This window comes from Mameliella sp. CS4 (assembly GCF_019392335.1).
Taxonomy (GTDB): Bacteria; Pseudomonadota; Alphaproteobacteria; order Rhodobacterales; family Rhodobacteraceae; genus Antarctobacter.
On the sequence record NZ_JAHXRQ010000010.1, the window covers coordinates 67087 to 88069 of the forward strand.

General features: G+C 63.6%; 17 protein-coding genes. 15 read left to right on the forward strand and 2 right to left on the reverse strand.

Annotated features, from left to right (window positions below; translation table 11 throughout):
* Positions 1-79: 79 nt before the first annotated feature.
* Genes KZZ07_RS13710 through KZZ07_RS13725 form a run of 4 tightly spaced genes read left to right on the forward strand, consistent with a single transcriptional unit; the run spans position 80 to position 4897 of the window.
* On the forward strand, positions 80-655 hold the full coding sequence (locus KZZ07_RS13710; protein ID WP_219514848.1) for a tripartite tricarboxylate transporter TctB family protein: 576 nt from the start codon (positions 80-82) through the stop codon (positions 653-655).
* Complete coding sequence (locus KZZ07_RS13715; protein WP_219514975.1) at positions 655-2169, forward strand: tripartite tricarboxylate transporter permease; 1515 nt, start codon at positions 655-657, stop codon at positions 2167-2169. Before KZZ07_RS13710 ends, KZZ07_RS13715 begins: the two co-directional genes overlap by 1 nt.
* Entirely contained in the window at positions 2166-3011 is an 846-nt protein-coding gene (locus KZZ07_RS13720) for a shikimate dehydrogenase family protein (RefSeq protein ID WP_219514850.1), read from the forward strand. Before KZZ07_RS13715 ends, KZZ07_RS13720 begins: the two co-directional genes overlap by 4 nt.
* On the forward strand, positions 3008-4897 hold the full coding sequence (locus tag KZZ07_RS13725) for a bifunctional sugar phosphate isomerase/epimerase/4-hydroxyphenylpyruvate dioxygenase family protein (RefSeq protein ID WP_219514852.1): 1890 nt from the start codon (positions 3008-3010) through the stop codon (positions 4895-4897). The genes KZZ07_RS13720 and KZZ07_RS13725 overlap by 4 nt, the downstream gene beginning before the upstream one ends.
* Positions 4898-5004: 107 nt before the next feature.
* Here KZZ07_RS13725 and KZZ07_RS13730 read toward each other — a convergent pair whose 3' ends face one another.
* Positions 5005-5886, reverse strand: coding sequence for a LysR family transcriptional regulator (locus tag KZZ07_RS13730; RefSeq protein WP_219514853.1), 882 nt, complete (start codon positions 5884-5886; stop codon positions 5005-5007).
* Between the two features lie 88 nt (positions 5887-5974).
* Between KZZ07_RS13730 and KZZ07_RS13735 the strand changes: the two genes are divergently transcribed.
* From KZZ07_RS13735 to KZZ07_RS13755, 5 genes are read left to right on the forward strand one after another with little or no spacing between them, the layout of a single operon-like run.
* A complete protein-coding gene (locus KZZ07_RS13735) occupies positions 5975-7177 on the forward strand; it encodes a pyridoxal phosphate-dependent aminotransferase (protein WP_219514854.1) in 1203 nt (400 codons plus the stop codon).
* Positions 7174-8676, forward strand: a complete 1503-nt coding sequence (gene amaB / locus KZZ07_RS13740) for an L-piperidine-6-carboxylate dehydrogenase (protein WP_219514855.1) — start codon at positions 7174-7176, stop codon at positions 8674-8676. Before KZZ07_RS13735 ends, amaB begins: the two co-directional genes overlap by 4 nt.
* On the forward strand, positions 8673-9941 hold the full coding sequence (locus tag KZZ07_RS13745) for an NAD(P)/FAD-dependent oxidoreductase (protein ID WP_219514856.1): 1269 nt from the start codon (positions 8673-8675) through the stop codon (positions 9939-9941). Before amaB ends, KZZ07_RS13745 begins: the two co-directional genes overlap by 4 nt.
* An 18-nt stretch (positions 9942-9959) precedes the next feature.
* Entirely contained in the window at positions 9960-11321 is a 1362-nt protein-coding gene (hglS, locus tag KZZ07_RS13750) for a 2-oxoadipate dioxygenase/decarboxylase HglS (protein WP_219514857.1), read from the forward strand.
* On the forward strand, positions 11318-12682 hold the full coding sequence (locus KZZ07_RS13755) for an FAD-binding oxidoreductase (RefSeq protein WP_219514858.1): 1365 nt from the start codon (positions 11318-11320) through the stop codon (positions 12680-12682). Before hglS ends, KZZ07_RS13755 begins: the two co-directional genes overlap by 4 nt.
* 99 nt (positions 12683-12781) lie before the next feature.
* On the opposite strand, the gene KZZ07_RS13760 is transcribed toward KZZ07_RS13755, so the two are convergent.
* Positions 12782-14107 (reverse strand): NAD(P)/FAD-dependent oxidoreductase, encoded by a 1326-nt coding sequence (locus tag KZZ07_RS13760; RefSeq protein WP_219514859.1) that lies wholly within the window; start codon positions 14105-14107, stop codon positions 12782-12784.
* Positions 14108-14276: 169 nt separating this feature from the next.
* Between KZZ07_RS13760 and KZZ07_RS13765 the strand changes: the two genes are divergently transcribed.
* The 6 genes from KZZ07_RS13765 to KZZ07_RS13790 all read left to right on the forward strand — a co-directional run bounded on the left by KZZ07_RS13765 (position 14277) and on the right by KZZ07_RS13790 (position 20983).
* Entirely contained in the window at positions 14277-14771 is a 495-nt protein-coding gene (locus tag KZZ07_RS13765; protein WP_219514860.1) for an Lrp/AsnC family transcriptional regulator, read from the forward strand.
* Positions 14772-15528: 757 nt separating this feature from the next.
* Entirely contained in the window at positions 15529-17820 is a 2292-nt protein-coding gene (locus tag KZZ07_RS13770; RefSeq protein ID WP_219514862.1) for a bifunctional salicylyl-CoA 5-hydroxylase/oxidoreductase, read from the forward strand.
* Positions 17817-18560 (forward strand): SDR family NAD(P)-dependent oxidoreductase, encoded by a 744-nt coding sequence (locus KZZ07_RS13775; RefSeq protein ID WP_219514863.1) that lies wholly within the window; start codon positions 17817-17819, stop codon positions 18558-18560. The genes KZZ07_RS13770 and KZZ07_RS13775 overlap by 4 nt, the downstream gene beginning before the upstream one ends.
* On the forward strand, positions 18557-19039 hold the full coding sequence (locus KZZ07_RS13780; RefSeq protein WP_219514864.1) for a MarR family winged helix-turn-helix transcriptional regulator: 483 nt from the start codon (positions 18557-18559) through the stop codon (positions 19037-19039). The genes KZZ07_RS13775 and KZZ07_RS13780 overlap by 4 nt, the downstream gene beginning before the upstream one ends.
* Positions 19029-19829: an enoyl-CoA hydratase family protein gene (locus KZZ07_RS13785; protein WP_219514865.1), complete on the forward strand. Its 801-nt coding sequence runs from the start codon at positions 19029-19031 to the stop codon at positions 19827-19829. The genes KZZ07_RS13780 and KZZ07_RS13785 overlap by 11 nt, the downstream gene beginning before the upstream one ends.
* Positions 19829-20983 carry an acyl-CoA dehydrogenase family protein gene (locus KZZ07_RS13790; RefSeq protein ID WP_219514866.1) on the forward strand — a complete coding sequence of 385 codons (1155 nt, stop codon included), beginning with the start codon at positions 19829-19831 and terminating at the stop codon, positions 20981-20983. Before KZZ07_RS13785 ends, KZZ07_RS13790 begins: the two co-directional genes overlap by 1 nt.

Here is a 20983-nt window from a genome sequence, read left to right on the forward strand (position 1 = left end):
GCCTGATCGCTTGGGCGCCGCACTTCCCGAAATGGAGCGCGGCGCCTTTTTCATTCCGCTGGCAGACGGGGAGGCCGCCATGCAGCACCTAGATCCAGACCACCACGACGGTACATCCGACGCCACGCCAGGGGGCGAGCGGGACAAGCGACGCCCGGGAGAATTGCTGTTCGCGATGGCTTTGACCGGTGCGAGCCTGTTCCTGTTGTTTGACGCTTGGGGCATCGAAAACGCCTTTGGTCCCAATGGGCTGTCCTCACCGCGGGCCATTCCGCTGGCCGCGACGGCGGCCATGCTGATCAGCGCGCTTCTGGTCACGGTCAAGACCCTGCGCCTGCCGCTGGATCGGACGGAAACGGTGATGAAGGACATCCTGCCGGTGACCGTCATCCTGTTTGCGGCCCTGTTGATCGCCTATGGCGTTCTGTTGCGCCCGCTGGGCTTTCTGCCGACGTCAGCACTGTTCCTGATCGTGGCGATCAAGGTTCTGGCCCGCCGGGGATGGTTCTGGACGATCGGTATCTCGCTGGGAAGTCTTGTCGTCATCTGGTTGATCTTCCGCATCGTGTTTTCCGTTCTGATGCCGTCGGGCGTCGTGCCCGAGGCCGAGTTCATCCAGTTCTTCCGCAACCTGACCGCAGGAGGGGGCGCGTGATGGGCAGCCTGATGGACTTCCTGACCGTCTTTACCCAGCCTCAGCTTCTGGCGCTGGTGGGGGTCGGCACTTTCGCGGGCGTCTACGTGGGCGCCATTCCGGGCCTGTCCGTCACCATGGCGGTGTCGATCCTGATTTCCTTTACCTTCTCGTGGGATGTCTACCCGGCGATCTCTCTGATGATCGGCATCTACATGGGCGGCGTCTATGGCGGTTCGCGGACCGCGATCCTGCTGAATATCCCTGGCGCGCCTTCGGCCATCGCCACTGCACTGGACGGCTATCCCATGGCCAAGAGGGGCGAGGCGGGTACCGCCATCGGCGTGACCACGGTCATGAGCTTTATCGGTGGCTTTATCGGCATCGGCGTGCTGGCGCTGGCCGCGCCGATGGTGTCGGATTTCGCGCTGAGGTTCCAGCCGCGCGACTACATGCTGCTGGCAATTCTGGGTATCCTGCTGGTCGGCTCGCTGAGCCAGGGGTCGCTGGTCAAGGGGATCTTTGCAGGTGCTCTCGGCATCGCCATCGGCGCCGTGGGACGCGACCCGCTGACCTTTACCGAACGCTTCACCTTCGATCTGCAGCTGATGGAAGGCGGGATCTCTTTCATCGCCGTCATGATCGGCATGTTCGGCGTGTCCGAGGCGCTCTTGCAGCTTCATCATGTCGACAAGGCAGCCGTCCGGCAAAAAATCAGCCGCGTCGTGCCGTCAATCGCAACCGTGAAGAAACATTTGCCGCTGTCGGTGCAGACCTCGACCATCGGCGTGGTAATCGGCGCGCTGCCCGGCACCGGTGGCGATATTGCCGCGCTCATGGCCTATGACCACGCCAAGCGTGTGACCAAGGACCCCGAGCGCCCGTTCGGAGAAGGCGCGATGGAAGGCTTGGTCGCCCCCGAAACGGCCAACAACGCCGCCGTGGGTGGCGCCTTTATCCCGATGATGACGCTGGGCATTCCAGGCGACGCGGTGACCGCCATCATGATCGGCGCGTTGTTCATCCACGGGCTGAATCCCGGCCCGATGCTGATGATCGACAAGCCTGACATGTTCTGGTTTATCGTCGGGTGCCTCGTGATGGCGAACTTTTTCATGCTGCTGTTCGGCCTGACCGGCATCAGGCTGTTCACCAAGATCGTCGAGATGCCGCGCTCGGTACTGATCCCGTTGATCATGCTGCTGTCGATCGTCGGCGCTTACGCGGTGAACAACTCGGTCAGCGATGTCTACTGGATGCTCGGCTTTGGTGTCTTCGGCTATTTCATGCGACACTACGGCTATCCGCTGGGGCCGGTGATCCTTGGCGTGATCCTGTCGCGCCTGCTGGACGACAACTGGCGCAGAGCCATCATCACTGAACGGGAAGACCTGGGCCTGTTCTTCAAGGGCGTGTTTGCGAGTCCGCTGTCGACGGTGCTCTTGGTGGCCGTGATCCTGATTTTCGTGTCCCAGACGCCGATATGGGCGCGGGCAAAGGCAAAATTGCTGAATCGAAAGGAACGGGTACAATGACTCTGCCTGATCTGAAGCTGGGACTGATCGGCGACAACATCGTCCGCTCGCGCTCTCCGTTGCTGCATCGGCTGGCGGGGCAGCAGAACGGGATGAACGTGCAATACGACCGGCTGATCCCCAAGGACATGGGCGAGGATTTCGACACGGTCTTCGACCAGAGTGCGAGACGCGGGTATCGCGGGATCAATGTCACCTATCCGTACAAGGAGCGGGCGTTTCAGAAGGTGGCCGTTTCCGATCCCCTTGTCCGGGCAATCGGCGCCGTCAACACGGTCATTTTCGAGGACAGCGGGCCAAATGGATTCAATACCGATTACAGCGGGTTCATTGCCGCCTATTGCGGAGCCCGGGGCAAGGCTGCTCCGGGTATTTCCTGCCTGATCGGAACCGGGGGCGTGGGCCGTGCTTTGGCCTTTGGCCTGTTGGCACTTGGCGCGGATGAGATACGGCTTGTGGACCGCGACCAGGACAAGGCCGAGACGCTCGCCACGGAATTGCGCGCGGCGGGTGAGGCAAGCGTGTCGGTGTTCGAGCGCGCCGAAGCGGCGGCAGAGGGCACCACGGGCCTGCTGAACGGCACGCCCGTTGGCATGGTCGGTTACGGGGGTGCCCCACTGGCCGCCACGGCCATGTCCGGTGCGAAATGGGCTTTCGATGCGGTCTATACCCCGGTCGACACCCAGTTCCTTCAGGACGCCGATGCCGCCGGGCTCGATATCATCTCGGGCTACGAGCTGTTCTTTTACCAGGGCGTGCAGGCCTGGGCGCATTTCTCTGGCAAACCGCTGGACGAGGCAGAGCTGCGCCGGTCCCTCCTCGAACAGGAGGCGATGGCATGAAAACTTCGATCGCCACCGTTTCGATTTCCGGCAACCTTCGCGAAAAGCTGGATGCCATCGCCAAGGCCGGCTTTTACGGCATCGAGATCTTCGAACAGGATTTCATCGCCGACGAGGGCTCTCCGCGCGAGATCGGAAACATGATCCGCGACCACGGGTTGCAGATCACGCTGTTCCAGCCCTTCCGGGACTTCGAAGGCTTGACCGGAGATCTGCGCAAACGCGCCTTTGACCGCGCCCGGCACAAGTTCGACCTGATGACCGAGCTGGGCACGGACCACATCCTGATCTGTTCGTCGACGCATCCCAAAGCGCTTGGCGGCGTCGACCGGGCGGCAGATGATTTCGCTGAGCTGGGCGAGATCGCCAAGGGATACGAGATTCAGGTGGGCTATGAGGCGCTGGCCTGGGGCGGCCATGTCAACGATCACCGCGATGCGTGGGAGATCGTCCGCCGCGCCGATCATCCCAACGTGGGCGTGGTGCTGGACAGTTTCCATACGCTGGCACGCAAGATCGACCCGGATACCATCCGCCGCATTCCCGCCGACAAGATCAGCTTTGTCCAACTGGCCGATGCGCCGCTGATCGACATGGACCTGCTCTATTGGTCGCGTCACTTCCGCAACATGCCCGGCGAAGGCGACCTGCCGGTCACAGATTTCATGCGGGCGGTGGCGGCAACCGGCTACGATGGGCCGATCAGTCTCGAGATTTTCAACGACCAGTTTCGGGGCGGCAGCCCCGCGGGCCTGGCCCGCGACGGCTATCGTTCTTTGATCGCGCTGATGGACGATGTGCGCCGGGCCGAGCCGGCCTTGCGGATCAACGCCCCGGATATTCCGCCGCGCGTGCCCGTCGACGGCGTGGAATTTATCGAGTTCGCCACGCGCGGAACAGAGGCGGAGGCATTGTCCGGCCTCCTGGCCGCTATGGGTTTTACCCATGTAGGCGACCACATCGCCAAGGACGTGGCACTTTGGCAGCAGGGTGATATCCGCATCATCCTGAACCGCGAAACGGAAGGCTTTGCCAGTACGGCCTTCAACATGCACGGCACGTCGATTTGCGATATCGGCTTGCGCGTCGCAGACGCCCATACCACGACAGAGCGCGCCGTGGCGCTGGCCGCGGCCCCTTTCGAACAGCCGGTCGGCCCGGGCGAGCTGCAAATCCCGGCAATCCGGAGCGTCGGGGGCAGCGTTTTGCATTTCATTGACGAGGCAAGCGGGCTGACGGATGTCTGGACCATCGAATTCAAACCGGCGGGCGGTGCAAAGACCGGCGCGGGCCTGAGCCGCGTCGACCATGTGGCCGAAACCATGTCCTACGACGAGATGCTCAGTTGGTCGCTGTTCTACACCGCGATCTTCGACATGGGCCGGTCGCCTATGGTGGACGTGATCGATCCGGACGGGCTGGTGCGCTCGCAGGCGATCCGGACTCCGGATGGTGCAACCCGGATCACCCTGAACGGAGCCGAAACGCACCGCACTCTGGCGGGTGGTTTCCTGGCCGACAGCTTTGGCGGCGCGGTGCAGCACGTGGCATTCTCCACCGACGATATCTTTGCCAGCGCCGAGGAGATGGCAGGTTTCGGCTTCTCGCCTCTGCCGATGACGGGAAATTACTACAAGGATCTGGAGGCGCGCTTTTCCATCGATCCGGAGCAACTGGCGCGCATGCGGGCATTCAACATCCTCTATGACGAGGATGCAGAGGGGGCCTTTTTCCAGTTCTACAGCCAGCCCTTCGCAGGCGGAACCTTCTTCGAGATCGTGCAACGGGTGGACGGTTACGATGGCTACGGCGCGCCAAATGCGCCGTTTCGCATCGCGGCTCAAAAGCGCCTCATGCGACCCAAAGGGATGCCACGGCAGGAGTGATGCAGCGATCCCTCCAGGGCCGAAGCAATGGACCGCACCGGGAGGCCGGAGGCTCCAACTCTTCCGTGCGTCACTTCACCGGATGAACGGGGAGGGGGCGTCTCGCCCTACATTTCACCCAGCCAGTTCACGAACAGTTCTCTCGGTTGATAGCTCGGCTCATCTTTGGGCCAGACAAAGTAATACGTTCCGATGCTGGTGTTGTTTTCCGACCAAAGCGCCACCAGTCGGCCGTCTTCCAATTCGCTTTCGACCAGGTAGGTCGGCAGCAACGCCGCCCCCATATCGTGGATGGCGGCCTGGATCATCGACGCGAATTGATCGAACAGCATGCCGACAGGGCACTCGACATCTTCTCCAAGCGCCTGAGCCCATTTTTCCCATGCATCCGGGCGCGTATCGAGGTGCAGGAGCGGCAGGGAAAACAGGTCCTTCAGCGTCGTGCCCCTGAGGGTTTCGGCGACCTTGGGCGATGCCACGGGCACAACGTATTCCCGCATGAGTTCGTGGTAGGCGACATCGGACCAATCCTTTTGGCCAAAGTGGATGGCCCCGTGAAAGGGCTCAGAGGCGAAGTCGAAGGGCTTCAGCCGGGTGCTGAGGTTCACGGTCACTTCGGGATGGCGGGCCACAAAGTCTGGCAGTTTCGGGGCCAGCCAGCGGACACCGAAGGCCGGGAGCATCGCGATATTGAGCTGGCCGCCGGCGGGGTTCGCTTTCAGGCGCAGGCTTGCGGTGCCGATCTGTTCAAGCGCGGCTCTGATCTGCGTGCAGTAGTCGCGCGCCGCCGGGGTCAGCGTGATGCTCTTCTTGTCGCGCGTGAATAGCGGCGTATCGAGGTAGTCCTCCAGGACCTTGAGCTGGCGGCTTACCGCGCTTTGCGACACGCCAAGTTCAAGTCCGGTTTGCGTCACATTGCCCGTCCGCTCAAAGGACTCCAGGGCGCGGAGCGCGGTCATCGGGGGCAGGAAGCGCTTTGGGTGCGGCATGGGTATGAGTCTTTTGCATTATTAATGCGATAATTGCGTTTCTCATATGACCCTATGGCATGTCAAACAGCCACTGCAACAGGAGCTGATGATGCTGCAGAAAGCCTATAGAATAGACGGAATGGCGCTGTCCGAGATCGTCGCGATCTCGGAAGAGGCCGCGCGCTTGCGTGCCGCAGGTCATGATGTTTTGGCATTAAGCACGGGTGAACCCGACTTTCCCACGCCCGCGCATATCTGTGACGCGGCCCACAAGGCGATGCAGGATGGCCAGACGCGCTATCCGCCCACGGCAGGCACCGCCGCGCTACGGTCTGCCATTGCGGACAAAGCCGGGGTTGCGCCTGGCGAGGTGATCGTCTCCACCGGCGCAAAACAGGTGCTGTCCAATATCTTCTTGGCCACGCTGAACCCCGGGGACGAGGTCATCGTGCCCGCGCCCTACTGGACGAGTTATTCCGACATCGTTGCCTTGTCTGGCGGTGACTCAGTCATCTTGCCCTGTGGCGCCGAGGCGGGGTTCAAACTGACCCCGGAGCAGCTTGAGGCCGCCATCACGCCGCGCACGCGCTGGCTCTTGCTGAACTCCCCGTCGAACCCCACCGGTGCGGTCTACAGCGCTGCGGAACTGGCCGCCCTCGGGGATGTTTTGGCGCGGCACCCCCATGTCTGGATCGCCTCCGACGAAATCTACGACCTGATCTGCTACGCGCCCTTCACCTCCTTCCGCGAGGCCTGCCCTGATCTGGCCGACCGCACCATCGTGATCAACGGTGTGTCCAAGGCCCACGCGATGACAGGCTGGCGGATCGGCTGGGGCATTGCTCCGGCAGAGCTGGTCAAGGCGATGATCGCCGTGCAGGGGCAGATCACCTCGGGGGCCTGCTCGATCTCGCAGGCTGCCGCTCTGGAAGCGGTGACAGGGGATCAGGCCCATATCGCAGAACGCCTGGCCGCCTTCCGGGACCGCCGCGATTTTGTCGTGCAGGCGCTGAACACCATTCCCGGCATTACCTGCCCGGAGCCTGACGGGGCGTTCTACGTCTTCCCGTCCTGCGAGGCGGTGCTGGGGCAGAGAACGCCGGACGGTACTCTGCTCGAAACAGACGCCGACTTCTGCGCCTACGTGCTGGCCGCGACGGGCCTTGCCATCGTGCCTGGTCGCGCCTTCGGGCTGCCGGGGCATTTCCGCCTTTCCTACGCATATGCGCGCGCCGATCTCGAAGATGGCTGCGCGCGCCTGAACCGGGCCGTCCAAGGCCTGATCTCGAACCAAAGGACAGCTTCATGACCTATCAGGACATTCTCGACGCCTGTGGCCTGACCGCGGCAGAAACCACCGGCGGCACGCTTTCTGTCACCACCCCCGTGGATGGCAGCGAAATCGCTCAGGTTCCCATGCACACGGTTGCCGATGCCGAAGCCGCGATTGCCAAAGGCGTCGACGCCTTCAATGCCTGGCGCAAAGTGCCCGCGCCGCGCCGTGGCGAGCTGGTGCGCCTTCTGGGCGAAGAGCTGCGCCGCGAAAAGGAGACCCTCGGTCGCCTCGTGTCGCTGGAATGCGGCAAGATCTACCAGGAGGGCCTGGGCGAGGTTCAGGAGATGATCGACATCTGCGACTTCGCGGTCGGTCTGTCGCGTCAGCTTTACGGTCTGACCATCGCCTCTGAACGTCCGGGCCACTCCATGCGCGAAACATGGCATCCCATCGGAATTTGCGGCATCATCACCGCGTTCAATTTCCCCGCAGCGCCCTGGTGCTGGAACGCCGCGCTGGCGCTGGTCTGCGGCGATCCCGTCATTGCCAAGCCTTCGGAAAAGACACCGCTGACCCAGCTGGCGATCCAGAAGATCTGCGAGCGCGCCATGACCGCCTTTGGCGACGATGCGCCCGAAGGCCTGATCCAGACCCTGATTGGAGAGCGTGACCTGGGCGAGGTTCTGACCGCCTCGCGCGATGTGGCGCTGATCTCGGCCACCGGCTCTGTGCCGATGGGCAAGGCCGTCGCGGCGGATATGTCCAAGCGTCTGGGCAAGACCATCCTCGAACTCGGCGGGAACAACGCGATGATCGTGGCCCCCTCGGCGGATCTGGAAATGGCCGTACGGGCGATTGTCTTTTCCGCCGTCGGCACGGCGGGTCAGCGCTGCACCTCGCTGCGCCGCCTGATCGTGCATGAAGACATCTACGACCAGCTGATCCCGCGTCTGACCAAGGTCTATGAGGGGCTGTCCATCGGCAACCCGCTGGAAAATGGCACCCTCGTCGGCCCGCTGATCGACACCGGTGCCATGACGGCGATGGAGACCGCGCTTGAGCAGGCCAAGGCCGAAGGCGGCACCGTTCATGGCGGAGGCCGGGCGCTGACGGACCAGTACCCCGATGCGGCCTATGTGGCCCCCGCGATTGTCGAGATGCCCGAGCAAAGCGCCATCGTGCACACGGAAACCTTTGCGCCGATCCTCTACGTGGTGAAGTACACCGACCTCGACGCGGCTATCGCGATGCAGAACGAAGTCCCGCAAGGCCTGTCTTCCTGCATCTTTTCGACCGACGTGCGTGAGACTGAGTACTTCCTGTCGGCCCAGGGCTCTGACTGTGGCATCGCCAACGTCAACATCGGCCCGTCGGGTGCGGAAATCGGCGGGGCCTTTGGCGGCGAAAAGGAAACCGGCGGCGGGCGCGAAAGCGGATCGGACGCGTGGCGCGCCTACATGCGCCGCCAGACCAGCACGGTGAACTACTCGCGCGAGCTGCCGCTGGCGCAGGGCATTTCGTTCGAGATATGACAACCATGCCGCGCCCCGACAGCCTGTGGTCCGACACCGCCCCGGACCGGACCCGCTACGCGCCTCTGGCCGAGACGATCACCGCCGATGTCGTGGTGATCGGCGGCGGGTTCACCGGGGTCTCGGCGGCCTATCACCTGGCCGCCGGGGGCGCCTCGGTGGCCCTGCTGGAGGCGCGGACCATCGGTTTCGGCGGATCGGGCCGCAATGTGGGCCTTGTCAACGCCGGGCTCTGGACGCCGCCGGACCAGGTGGAAGAAAAGCTCGGAAAATCGACCGGGGGGCGGCTCAACACGCTGCTTGCCGGTGGTCCCGCCACCGTATTCGACTTGATCGAGAAACATCAAATCCGATGTGAGGCCACGCGGCAGGGCACGCTGCACTGTGCCCACTCACCGGCGGGCCTGCGCGATCTCGAAAACCGTTTTGCCCAGCAAGAGGCCCGCGGCGCGCCGGTCAAGCTGCTGGATGCCGCTGAAACGGCTCGGCGCACGGGCAGCGCGGCCTATTGCGGCGCCTTGTGGGACGGACGGGCCGGAACGATCCAGCCGTTGGCCTACGTTCAGGGGCTGGCCCGTGCCGCAGAAGGGCAGGGGGCGCAGATCTTTGAAGAGACCAGCGCGTTGACCATGTCTGAGACCGCAGACGGCTGGACCGTCCGCACAGCACAGGGCGAAGTTCGCGCGGAGCGGCTCATTCAGGCGACGAATGCCTATGGCGTGAACGCGGCAGACGACAACGCCGTTATTCCGGCGCATTTTTTCCAACTGGCGACCGCCCCGCTGCCGGACGATCTGCGCAAAAGCATCCTGTCCGGCGGCGAAGGCTGCTGGGACACGGCGCTGATCATGTCCGCCTTCCGCCTCGATCAGGCGGGGCGGATGATTTTTGGCGCGCTTGGCAATCTAGACGGGTTCGGCGGCGCGCTGCATCGCGGTTGGGCCTCGCGCAAGATGGCAAAGCTCTTCCCCCAACTCGACGGCATCGCGTTCGAGCAGGAATGGACCGGTCGCATCGCGATGACCGGCACCCATCTGCCGCGCATCGAACGGCGCGGGAGAACCGGCGTTTCGATCTTTGGCTACAGTGGGCGCGGCATTTCCCCCGGCACGCTCTTTGGCAGGGCCGCCGCAGATTGGGCGCTGGGCTCCGCCGATCTGCCTCTGCCGATCCACGACCCGCAACCCGAACCCTATGCGGCTGCCAAGGGTCTTTACTACGAGACCGGCGCGACCCTTACCCACTTCACGAACGGGCGTCTTTAAGCGCCAGAGGATCACCAGATGACCGTATCCCCAAGCCAGATCCGCGCCGATTTTTCCGCCGCGATGTCCGAGATGTACCGCACCGAAGTGCCCGCCTACGGCACCCTTGTCGGGATCGTGGAGGACGTGAACGCAGCCGTTCTGGAGCGCGACGACAATGCTCTGGCGCTGACCCCCGGCGAAGACACCAACAGGATCAGCGCGGAACGCCACGGCGCGATCCGGCTCGGCACCGCCGAAGAGCTGGCCATGATGGGACGCGTCTTTGCCGTCATGGGGATGGAGCCTGTCGGCTACTGCGATCTTTCGGTCGCCTCCGTGCCCGTTCACTCCACGGCCTTTCGCCCGATCGGGCGGGACGCCTTGGCCGAGAACCCGTTTCGCGTTTTCACCTCGCTCCTGCGGCTGGAATTGATCGAAGACGAAGCTCTGCGCGAGAAGGCCGCCGCTACGCTCGCCCGTCGCCGGATCTTCACCGAGGGGGCCATTGCCCTGACCGAGAAGGCCGAGGCCGAAGGGGGCCTCAGCGCTGCCGATGCCGCACGCTTTGTGGCCGAGGTGCTGGAAACCTTTCGCTGGCATCCCGAGGCTTGCGTCGATGATGCGACCTTTGAGGACCTGATTGGCGCGCATCGGCTGATCGCCGATGTGGTCTCCTTCAAGGGGCCGCATATCAACCACCTGACGCCCCGCACGCTGGACATCGACGCGGCCCAGGCCGAGATGGTGGCCCAAGGCCTGCCCGCCAAGGCCATCGTCGAAGGCCCCCCGCGCCGGACCTGTCCGATCCTGCTGCGGCAAACGGCGTTCAAGGCGCTGAACGAGGCGATCCGTTTCCCTGTGGATGGCGGATGGCAGGAGGGTCAGCACACCGCGCGTTTCGGCGAGATCGAACAACGCGGCGTGGCGCTTACCCCCAAGGGCCGGGCGCTGTATGACAGCCTGCTGACCGTGGTACGCGCGGACATCCTGCCGGCCGCCGACGGATCGAACGCAGAGGAGTATGTGGCGAAGCTCGAAGAGGTCTTCGCAGCCTTCCCCGATAGCTGGCGCGCGTTGCACGACCAAGGTCTTGCCTATTTCAAATATGGCATCGGACAAGGCGCAGCCACGGGCGACGATCTGCCTTCGCTGCTCGACGCGGGCGCGTTGACGATAAGCCCGATCATCTACGAAGATTTCCTGCCCGTCAGCGCAGCGGGAATCTTTCAGTCCAACCTTGGCGACGAAGCCCGCAGCGACAGCCAGGCGGCATCGAGTCGCGCAGAGTTCGAAGCGGCGCTTGGCAAGCCCGTCACGGATGAATTCGCGCTTTACGAGGCGATGCAAGCGGCCTCCTGTGCCGCAGCATTGGAACAGTTGAACGCGAGCGCGGCATGATCCTCCCCGAGGGCATCAGGGCGATAACAGAGCCGAAAGACATGGCCGCCTTTCTGCAAGGCGTCCGGGGCGAAACCGGGACCAGCCCGGCGGTCCTGTTGCCCGAAACGACGGAGCAGGTGGCGCAGTGTCAACGCTGTCTTGAGAGCATCGACACCCCCTTTGTCGCCCAGTCGGGCAACACGGGCCTGGTCGGCGCATCTGTCCCGGATGACACGGGTACGCAAGTCCTTCTCAGCCTCTCGCGCCTGCGCGACACCTTCGAGCTGGACCTTGCCAACCGCTCGCTGCGGGTCAGCGCCGGGTTCCGCCTGTCGGAGGTCAACGACCGGCTGGCAGAGCACGGGCTGTTCTTTCCCATCGACCTAGGCTCTGACCCGATGATCGGCGGCATGCTCGCGACCAATACCGGCGGTGGGCGGTTCCTGCGCTATGGCGATGTGCGTCGCAATACGCTTGGGCTGACGGTAGTGACGGAGGGCGAAGTGCTGCGGCTTGGCAGTCCTGTGCGCAAGGACAACACTGGCCCTGACTGGAAGCAGATGCACATCGGCAGTTGCGGCTGGTTCGGCACCATCACCGAGGCGATCCTGAGCCTTGAGCCTGTGGTCACGGACCAAGCGACCGCCCTTGTTGTCCCCTCCAGCGATGCGGGCATGCTGACCTTGCTGCGTCATCTGGAAACGCGCGTCGGGCCGCTGCTGTCGGCTTTCGAATTCATGTCCCGCGCCGCGATGGCGCATACCTTTGACCACGCGGCGGCCCTGAAGAACCCTTTTGCCAGGGGCGAGATCCCCGAAACCGCCGTGCTGATCGAGCTGTCCCGCCCCACGAAAGCCCCGTGGGACACGGCCCTGGACGAGGTGCTCGAAGCCGTGCTGTCCGAGGCGTGGGAACTTCCGGAGGCGCCGATTGAAGACGCGCTTTTTGGCCGTCCTCAGGAAATCTGGGCGCTGCGCCATGCGCTGTCCGAAGGTGTGAAATCGGCAGGTCCGCTGATCGCCTTCGATCTGGGCTTTACCCGGGACAAGGTGATCGCGTTCCGGGCTGCGATGACACGCAAACTCGCGGCAGATTTCCCGATGATGGAGATCTGTGATTTTGGTCACCTTGGCGACGGCGGCTTGCATTTCAACCTGGTGAAAACGGATGGGCCCGTGGAGAGGGCATTCGAACAAAAGCTGCGCGACTATGTCGTCGATGAGGCCGTGACCGCGTTCGGCGGGTCATTCAGCGCGGAGCATGGGATTGGCCCGAAGAACATCAAGTATCTTGAGAAAACGCCTGATTTTCAGAAGGCATGGCATAGCAGCGCTGGAAATCCAGTATTGTCGGGGTCGGGATTGATACCCCGTGTTTGACGAATGCTGTCAGTCGCCATCGCTATGATGAATCAACCTGGGCGCGGGATCTCGCGCTTCAGCCGGTCGCTCGCGGCCCAGCAGGATCGCCCCTCAATATCAGAAGTCGGACACCTTGCCCCACTGGCTGCCTCCGAAGCGCGCGAGCCGGTATTGTGCCGCTTCGGTAATGGTCTTGCGCCCAAGAACCAGGTCCGCCACCAGGTGACCCACCCCCGGCCCGATGCCAAAGCCGTGCCCGGACAGGCCCGCGGCCAGGACAAGGCCCGGGATGCCGATGTCGGCGTCGATCACCGGCACGCCGTCCGGGGTGCTGTCGATGTAGCCGCCCCAGGTGGCCTGAACGGGAACCTTGCGCAGTTCAGGCACAAGCGCCTGCGCGCGCGCAAGCGTCTGGGCGATAACCTTGGCGTCGGGTTTCGGGTCAAGGATCCGCACCCGTTCCATCGGGGTTGGCCGGTCGAGCGCCCAACGGCGGCGCGTCTCAAAGCCCGCGGCCCAGGCCTGTGTGCCGCCCGGGCGCAGCACGCGCCAGCGCCGGGCGAACATCGGCAGGAAATGCCGCATGCCCATGATCGCGCCGGGGGTAGGATCGATATTGGCGCGGCCCGAGGTGGCCAGCGTGTACCCGCCATCGGCGCGCCGGGTGACGGTGACGCGCGCGGTATGCAGCGCATCGGGCAGTCCCTCCGCGCCGGGCGCCAAGGACAGGGCCGAATTGCGGGCAGAGGCCTGCGGGAAGAAGATGCCCTGTTGGTGCAGGAAGCTGCCCGCCCAGGCGCCGCCCGCCACGACAACCGCAGGCGTGCGGATCGTGCCACGCTCGGTCACGACAGCCGAAACCCGGCCCGCGCTGCGTTCGATGCCCCGTGCGGCGCAGGTCTGTACCACGTGGCCACCCAGCGTTTCGATCCCTTTGGCGATCAGCGGTGCCGCCCGTGACGGATCGGCGATGCCGTCGGTGGGCGACCAGACACCGCCTTTCCACTGTTGGCCCGTGGCGGCACCACGGACCGCCGCCTCCTGCGCGGTCAGCATGTGTGTCTCGACCCCTTCGCCACGCGCGAAACGGCCCCATTTCGCCCAGCCCTCGATCTCGGCCTCGTCGTTCGACAGGTAGATCAGTCCGCAGCGGCGGAAGCCCAGGCTGTCACCGATCTCGGCGCCCATGCGCTCCCATAGTGCGAGGCTGCGCGTGGACAGGGGCAGTTCCCGCGCATCGCGGTTCTGCTGGCGGCACCACCCCCAGTTGCGGCTGGACTGTTCACCGCCGATGGCGCCCTTTTCGACCAGCACGACCTTCTGGCCTTCGCGCGCCAGCCACCAGGCGGTACAGACGCCGACGATGCCGCCGCCGATCACCACGCAGTCGGCGTCGGGGGGGAGGGTATCGGTTGTCGTCACTGCGAGGCGTGGTGCGGACATGGGCAGACCTTTCGTTTGGCCGCAGCCTACCCGTTGAGATAAAGCGGGTTGTTCTGCAATTAGGCGCGCAAACGGCATTTCCTGTTGAAACCGGATGGTAAATAACGAGCAATGGGAGGCGGTCCCGCGCGGGCGGTTCCCCCGCCCGGAGCAGGTACAAGGAAACACGATGAAGCCGGCCTACAAGCTCGACCGGATCGATGTGAATATTCTCGCCGTGCTGCAACGCAACGGCCGCATCACGAACGTCGAACTGGCCGAGGAGGTGAACCTGTCGCCATCGCCCTGCCTGATGCGGGTCAAGAAGCTGCAGCAGGCGGGGTACATCCTGGGCTATTCGGCGCAGATTGACCTGGCCCGCCTTGGCTCGACGATGACGGTGTTTACTGAATTCACGCTCAAGAACCACAGGCAGATCGATTTCGCCCGCTTTCAGGAGGCGTTGGAAAAGATCGATGCCTGTGTGGAATGCCACCTGGTCTCGGGCGGCTATGACTACCTGGTAAAGTTCGTCACCGGCGGGATTGACGATTACCAGTCCATCGTGGAGGGGCTGATCGACCGGGGGGTGGGTATCGACAAGTATTTCAGTTTTGTCGTGCTCAAGACACCCTTCTCGCGCCAGCATATCGATCTGATACGCCTGTTCGGCGATCCGGATTAGGTGTTTGATCCCCCGGTTTGGTGGTGAGATCCTTTCGCAGGAATGGAAGGAAGCCTTGTGGGGCAAGGTCCTCATGGCTGCGCCACGTCCCCCGCACGCCGTCAGAACTGCACTGCAGCGGTCGCAAGCTTCGCTCTAGGAACTGAGCCGGAAGTTCGGGATCAACCGCAAGACGATAGCGAAGTGGCGCTTGATCCCTTCGCGGGCTTCTTCCTGCGCACCTGCTTCGACCAGGTGGAGGTCCCGGGACGTTTCATGCGGCCTGATCGGCAGCGTTGACCATCCTCCGCAATCAGGGCCGAAGAAGAAATGCGCCCCGGATCCCTCCAGCAGATTTCATGGTTCGGGTGGTGTCATGTTGGCGCGCGGGTTGCGAAGAAATGGCTATTTGCGAGGTGCCAGATCATCGGTGCCCTGTTTCATTCAACGTGAAATTTTGCGGCAGCCGCTCCTACCTCAGGTGCTGGTCGAATTGCCCATGTACATCGGTCCAGCGCGCCGGTGCGGAAAGGCGGCATTCTCGAAGGCTGCGGTCTCCTGCGTCAGCAACGCATTCGGAAGAAAGGGGGCGTCCCAGGCCGACCCGGGGCACACGGTCGGGCGCCATATTCGTCATCGCCTGTCTCTGATCCTGGATGCACCTGCGGCCCTGCAATCATCAAGCTCAAATATTTCAAGCTTGAAGCAAATGGCCGACTCGCATATCGTCGTTGGAAAGCGCCGCGTCTCTTGCGCGGCGACTTGAAGGGAGATCGCAATGCGGATTGCATGTTTGGGCGGGGGTCCTGCGGGGCTGTACTTTGCAATATCGACGAAACTGCGCGACCCTTCGGCTGAGGTCGTCGTCATCGAGCGGAACCGCAGTGATGACACCTTTGGCTGGGGCGTCGTTCTGTCGGACGAAACACTCCAAAACCTGGCGGCGAACGATCCGGTCAGCGCCAGGACGATTGGCGAGAATTTTGCCTATTGGGATGACATCGCCCTGCACTACCGGGGCGAAACGCATGTCTCCTCCGGGCATGGCTTCTGCGGGATCGGGCGCAAGAAGCTGCTGCTTTTGCTTCAGGATCGCGCGCGCGAACTGGGTGTCGAGCTTCGGTTCGAAACCGAGGTGCAAAGCGCCGAAGACTATCGCAAGGAGTTCGACGTTGTGGTCGCCAGCGATGGCCTGAACTCAAAGACCCGCACGCTCTACGCTGACAGCTTCAAGCCCGAGATCGACCAGCGGCTGTGCCAGTTCGTCTGGCTGGGCACCCATCAGAAGTTCGATGACGCCTTTACCTTTATCTTCGAAGAGACCGAACACGGCTGGATCTGGGTCCATGCCTACCAGTTCGACGACGACACAGCGACCTTCATCGTGGAGTGTGCGCAGGACACCTTCGACCGTTTCGGTTTTGGCGAGATGAGCCAGCAAGAGACGATTGCGGTCTGCGAAAAGATCTTTGCCAAGTATCTGGATGGTCATTCCCTCATGACCAACGCGAGCCATATCCGGGGCTCTGCCTGGCTGCGTTTTCCCCGCGTGCTGTGCGAAACATGGCATCATGAAAACGTCGTGCTGCTGGGCGATGCCTCGGCGACGGCGCATTTCTCCATCGGGTCCGGCACCAAGCTGGCGATGGAAAGCGCCATCGCCCTGGCCGAATACATCCACACCGAAGACAGCCTGGAAGCCGCCTTTACCCGCTACCAGGAGGAGCGCCGGCTGGAGGTCTTGCGCCTTCAGTCTGCCGCCCGCAACTCGCTGGAATGGTTCGAAGAGGTGGAGCGGTACCTGGGGCTCGATCCGGTCCAGCTGAACTATTCGATGCTCACCCGGTCCCAGCGCATCAGCCATGAAAACCTGCGGATGCGCGACCCGAAGTGGATGGAAAGCGCCGAGCGGTGGTTCATGACCCAGGCGGGCATGGCAGCCGATGCGCCGGTGCGGGCGCCGATGTTTGTACCCTTCAAGCTGCGCGACATGGAGCTGAAGAACCGCATCGTCGTCTCGCCAATGGCACAGTATCTGGCCGAGGACGGGTGCCCGAACGACTGGCACATGACGCATTACGGCGAGCGGGCCAAGGGCGGGGCAGGGCTGGTTTATACGGAAATGACCTGTGTCAGCCCATCGGGTCGGATCACGCCTGGATGTCCGGGGCTTTATGCGCCCGAGCATGAGGCCGCCTGGACGCGTCTGACCGACTTCGTGCACCAGTTTACCGATGCCAGGATCTGCTGCCAGATCGGACATTCCGGGCGCAAAGGCTCGACGAACATCGGGTGGGAAGGCATGGACAGGCCGCTTGCCGAGGGCAACTGGGATCTTGTCAGTGCCTCGCCGATCCCCTGGGCGGCTGAAAACGCCACCCCGCGTGAGATCACGCGGTCAGAGATGGACGAGATCCGCGATCAGTTCGTCAGCGCAGCGCAGATGGCCGACCGCGCGGGGTTCGACATGATCGAATTGCACGCCGCCCACGGCTACCTGATCTCGTCCTTCATCTCTCCGGTGTCGAATGACCGGACGGACGACTATGGCGGGAGCCTGGAAAACCGCATGCGGTATCCGTTGGAAGTCTTCGAGGCGATGAGGGCCGTTTGGCCCGCTGCCAAGCCGATGTCGGTGCGCATCTCGGCCAATGACTGGGTCGGGGACGAAGGCATCACACCCGAGGAGGCGGTCGAGATCGCCCGAATGTTCACCGAAGCGGGGGCCGATCTGATCGACGTCTCGGCAGGCCAGACCACGACCGAGGCAAAGCCGGTCTATGGCCGGATGTTCCAGACGCCCTTCTCGGACCGCATCCGCAACGACGCTGGCATCAAGACGATGGCGGTCGGCAATATCTACGAGGCCGATCACGCCAACTCGATCCTGATGGCGGGTCGCGCCGATCTGGTTGCGGTCGGCCGTCCGCATCTGGCCGATCCTTATTGGACGCTCCACGAAGGAGCGAAGATCGGCGACCGCCTGGCCGCGTGGCCGAAGCCCTACGAGGCGGGACGCGACCAGACCTGGCGCCTGGCCGACCGTGAAGCAGAGACGATCCGGGTATGAGCGTCGAGGGCAAGCATATCGTTGTCACCGGTGGCGGTACGGGCGTCGGGGCAGAGACCGCCCGGACATTGGCCGAAGCCGGTGCCAAGGTGACGATCATGGGCCGGTCCAAAGCTCCGCTCATGGAGCAGGGCCTGCCCTACCAGCTCTGCGATGTGACCGATGCGGATGCCGTCGGACAGGCGTTTGACGGGGCGCGCGAGGCGCATGGGCCGATCACGGGGGTCGTTGCGAATGCAGGCGCCGCCGACAGCGTGCCGTTCGCCAAGATGACGCCCGAACAGCTGCAGGCCATGCTGTCCGTGAACCTGATCGGCGTTTCGAATGTCTGGCAAGCGGCGCTGCCGGACATGAAAGCTGCCGGCTGGGGGCGGATGATCGCCATCGCATCGACGGCAGGCCTGAAAGGCTATCCCTACGTTGCTGCCTATTGTGCGGCCAAGCACGGTGTCGTGGGCCTGACCCGCGCGCTGTCGCTGGAACTTGCAAGGACGGGCATCACCGTCAACGCGATCTGCCCCGGGTTCATCGAGACACCGATGCTGGACCGATCGATCGCCAACATCATCGAGAAAACCGGAAAGACCGAGGACGAGGCCCGCGCGGCACTCTACGCGGGCAACCCGCAAAAACGGTTCATTCAGACCGACGAGGTCGCCGGCGCGACGCTCTGGCTGTGCTCAGAGGCGGCGCGGTCGGTCAATGGGCATGCATTGAGCCTGACAGGAGGCGAGATATGACGGTGCACCCCCAGACGACTCGTGAGTCCCTCTCAAAGGAACGTCTGCGCCTCTGGCTGAAGCTGCTCAAGACCAGCCGGTCCATCGAGGACGAGGTGCGGCGCAGGCTCCGACGCCATCACGACTGGACCCTGCCACGGTTCGACGTGATGTCGGCCCTGTCGCGCGCGCCGGACGGGCTGAAGATGGGCGAGATCTCTCGCATGCTGAAGGTCTCGGGCGGCAATATCACGGGCATCGTGGACAAGCTGACCGAAGAAGGGCTGGCCCTGCGCGTCGCGATCCCCGGGGATCGGCGCGCCCAGCTGGTGCGCCTGACGGACAAAGGGCAGGAGATGTTCGCCCGGCATTCCGCGGACCATGAAGCCTGGATTGATGACATTCTTGGCGGGCTGGATGCCGACGATCTGGGCGGCATGATCGCCCGGCTCGACCGGCTTACCGAAACACTGCTGGCGGAGGACAAAGATGCGGACTGATGTAGAGCACTTCTTGTGCAAGGTTGAGGATGGCATCGCGACGGTGTCCCTGGACCGACCTGAACGAAAGAACCCCCTGACCTTCGACAGCTACGCGGAACTGCGCGACTGGTTTCGTGACCTGCACTACAGCGATGACGTCAAGGCCGTGGTTTTCGCCCCCAATGGCGGCAACTTCAGTTCCGGCGGCGATGTGCATGACATCATCGGGCCGCTCACCAGAATGACCATGAAGGACCTCTTGGCCTTCACCCGCATGACCGGCGATCTGGTCAAGGCGATGGTGAATTGCGGCAAGCCGATCATCGCGGCGGTGGACGGCGTTTGCGCAGGCGCTGGGGCGATCATTTCGATGGCTTCCGATCTGCGGATCGCCACGCCTGAGGCCAAGACCGCCTTTCTGTTCAACCGCGTTGGGCTTGCGGGGTGCGACATGGGGGCTTGTGCCATCCTGCCGCGCATCATCGGTCAGGGACGTGCCGCCGAGCTGTTGTACCTGGGCCGGTCCATGACCGCCGAGGAAGGCGCGGCCTGGGGATACTTCAACAAGGTTGTGCCTGCGGAAGACCTGCTGGCGACGGCGCAAGGGCTGGCGCGGCGCATCGCGGACGGGCCGACCTGGGCCAACATGATGACCAAGACCATGCTGGCACAGGAGTGGTCGATGTCCATCGAACAGGCCATCGAAGCGGAGGCGCAGGCGCAAGCGATCTGCATGCAAGGGCAGGACTTTCACCGCGCCTACCAGGCGTTTGTGGCCAAGGAAAAACCGGTGTTCGAGGGCGACTGATGTCAGACAAGAGCTTTCTCGACTGGCCGTTCTTCGAGGATCGGCACCGCGACCTGGCCGCTTCGCTGGAAGAATGGGCGGCGGATCAATTGGCCACGGTCGATCATTCCGACACGGATGCGGCCTGTCGCCAGCTTGTGACGATGCTGGGCGAGGCGGGCATAGCCCGCCATTCCGGCGCCGAGGACGGCAAACTGGACGTGCGGACGCTCTGCCTGATCCGCGAGACGCTGGCGCGCCATGACGGGCTCGCGGATTTCGCTTTTGCCATGCAGGGGCTGGGGACGGGCGCGATTTCCCTCTTTGGCTCACCAGAGCAAAAGGCCGACTGGCTGCCGCTTACGCGCTCTGGCAAAGCCATCTCGGCCTTCGCCCTGACCGAACCCGGCAGCGGGTCCGACGTGGCGGCCAACACGATGAGCGCCGAGCGTGACGGTGATCACTATGTCCTGACCGGGCAGAAGACCTGGATTTCCAACGGCGGGATCGCCGATGTCTACACCGTCTTTGCGCGTACCGGCGAGGCGCCCGGCGCAAAGGGGATGTCGGCCTTTATCGTGCCTGCGGACACCGTAGGCCTTGAGATCACGGAACGGCTTGAGACCATCGCGCCGCATCCTTTGGCAACACTGACCTTCAACGAGGCCCGCGTGCCCGCGGCGGCGATGATTGGTGCGCCGGGGCAAGGCTTCAAGATCGCGATGTCGGTGCTGGATGTCTTCCGCTCCACGGTTGCGGCGGCAGCGCTGGGGTTTGCGCGGCGGGCCTTGGACGAGGCCCTGGGGCGGGTGACGACCCGGCAGATCCAGGGCGCGCCGCTCTTCGATCTGCAGATGGTGCAGGGGCATATCGCGGACATGGCGCTCAACGTGGATGCGGCGGCGCTGCTGGTCTACCGCGCCGCGTGGACCAAGGACAGCGGCGCGCCCCGGGTGACGCGCGAGGCGGCGATGGCCAAACTGTTCGCCACCGACCAGGCGCAGCAGGTTATCGACAAGGCGGTGCAGTTGCACGGCGGCGATGGCGTCAAATCGAACGAGACCGTCGAAAAACTCTATCGCGAAATCAGGGCCTTGCGCATCTACGAAGGGGCTTCGGACGTACAGCGCGTCGTCATCGCGCGCCAGGCTCTCAACGCTTTTCAGGGGAAATGA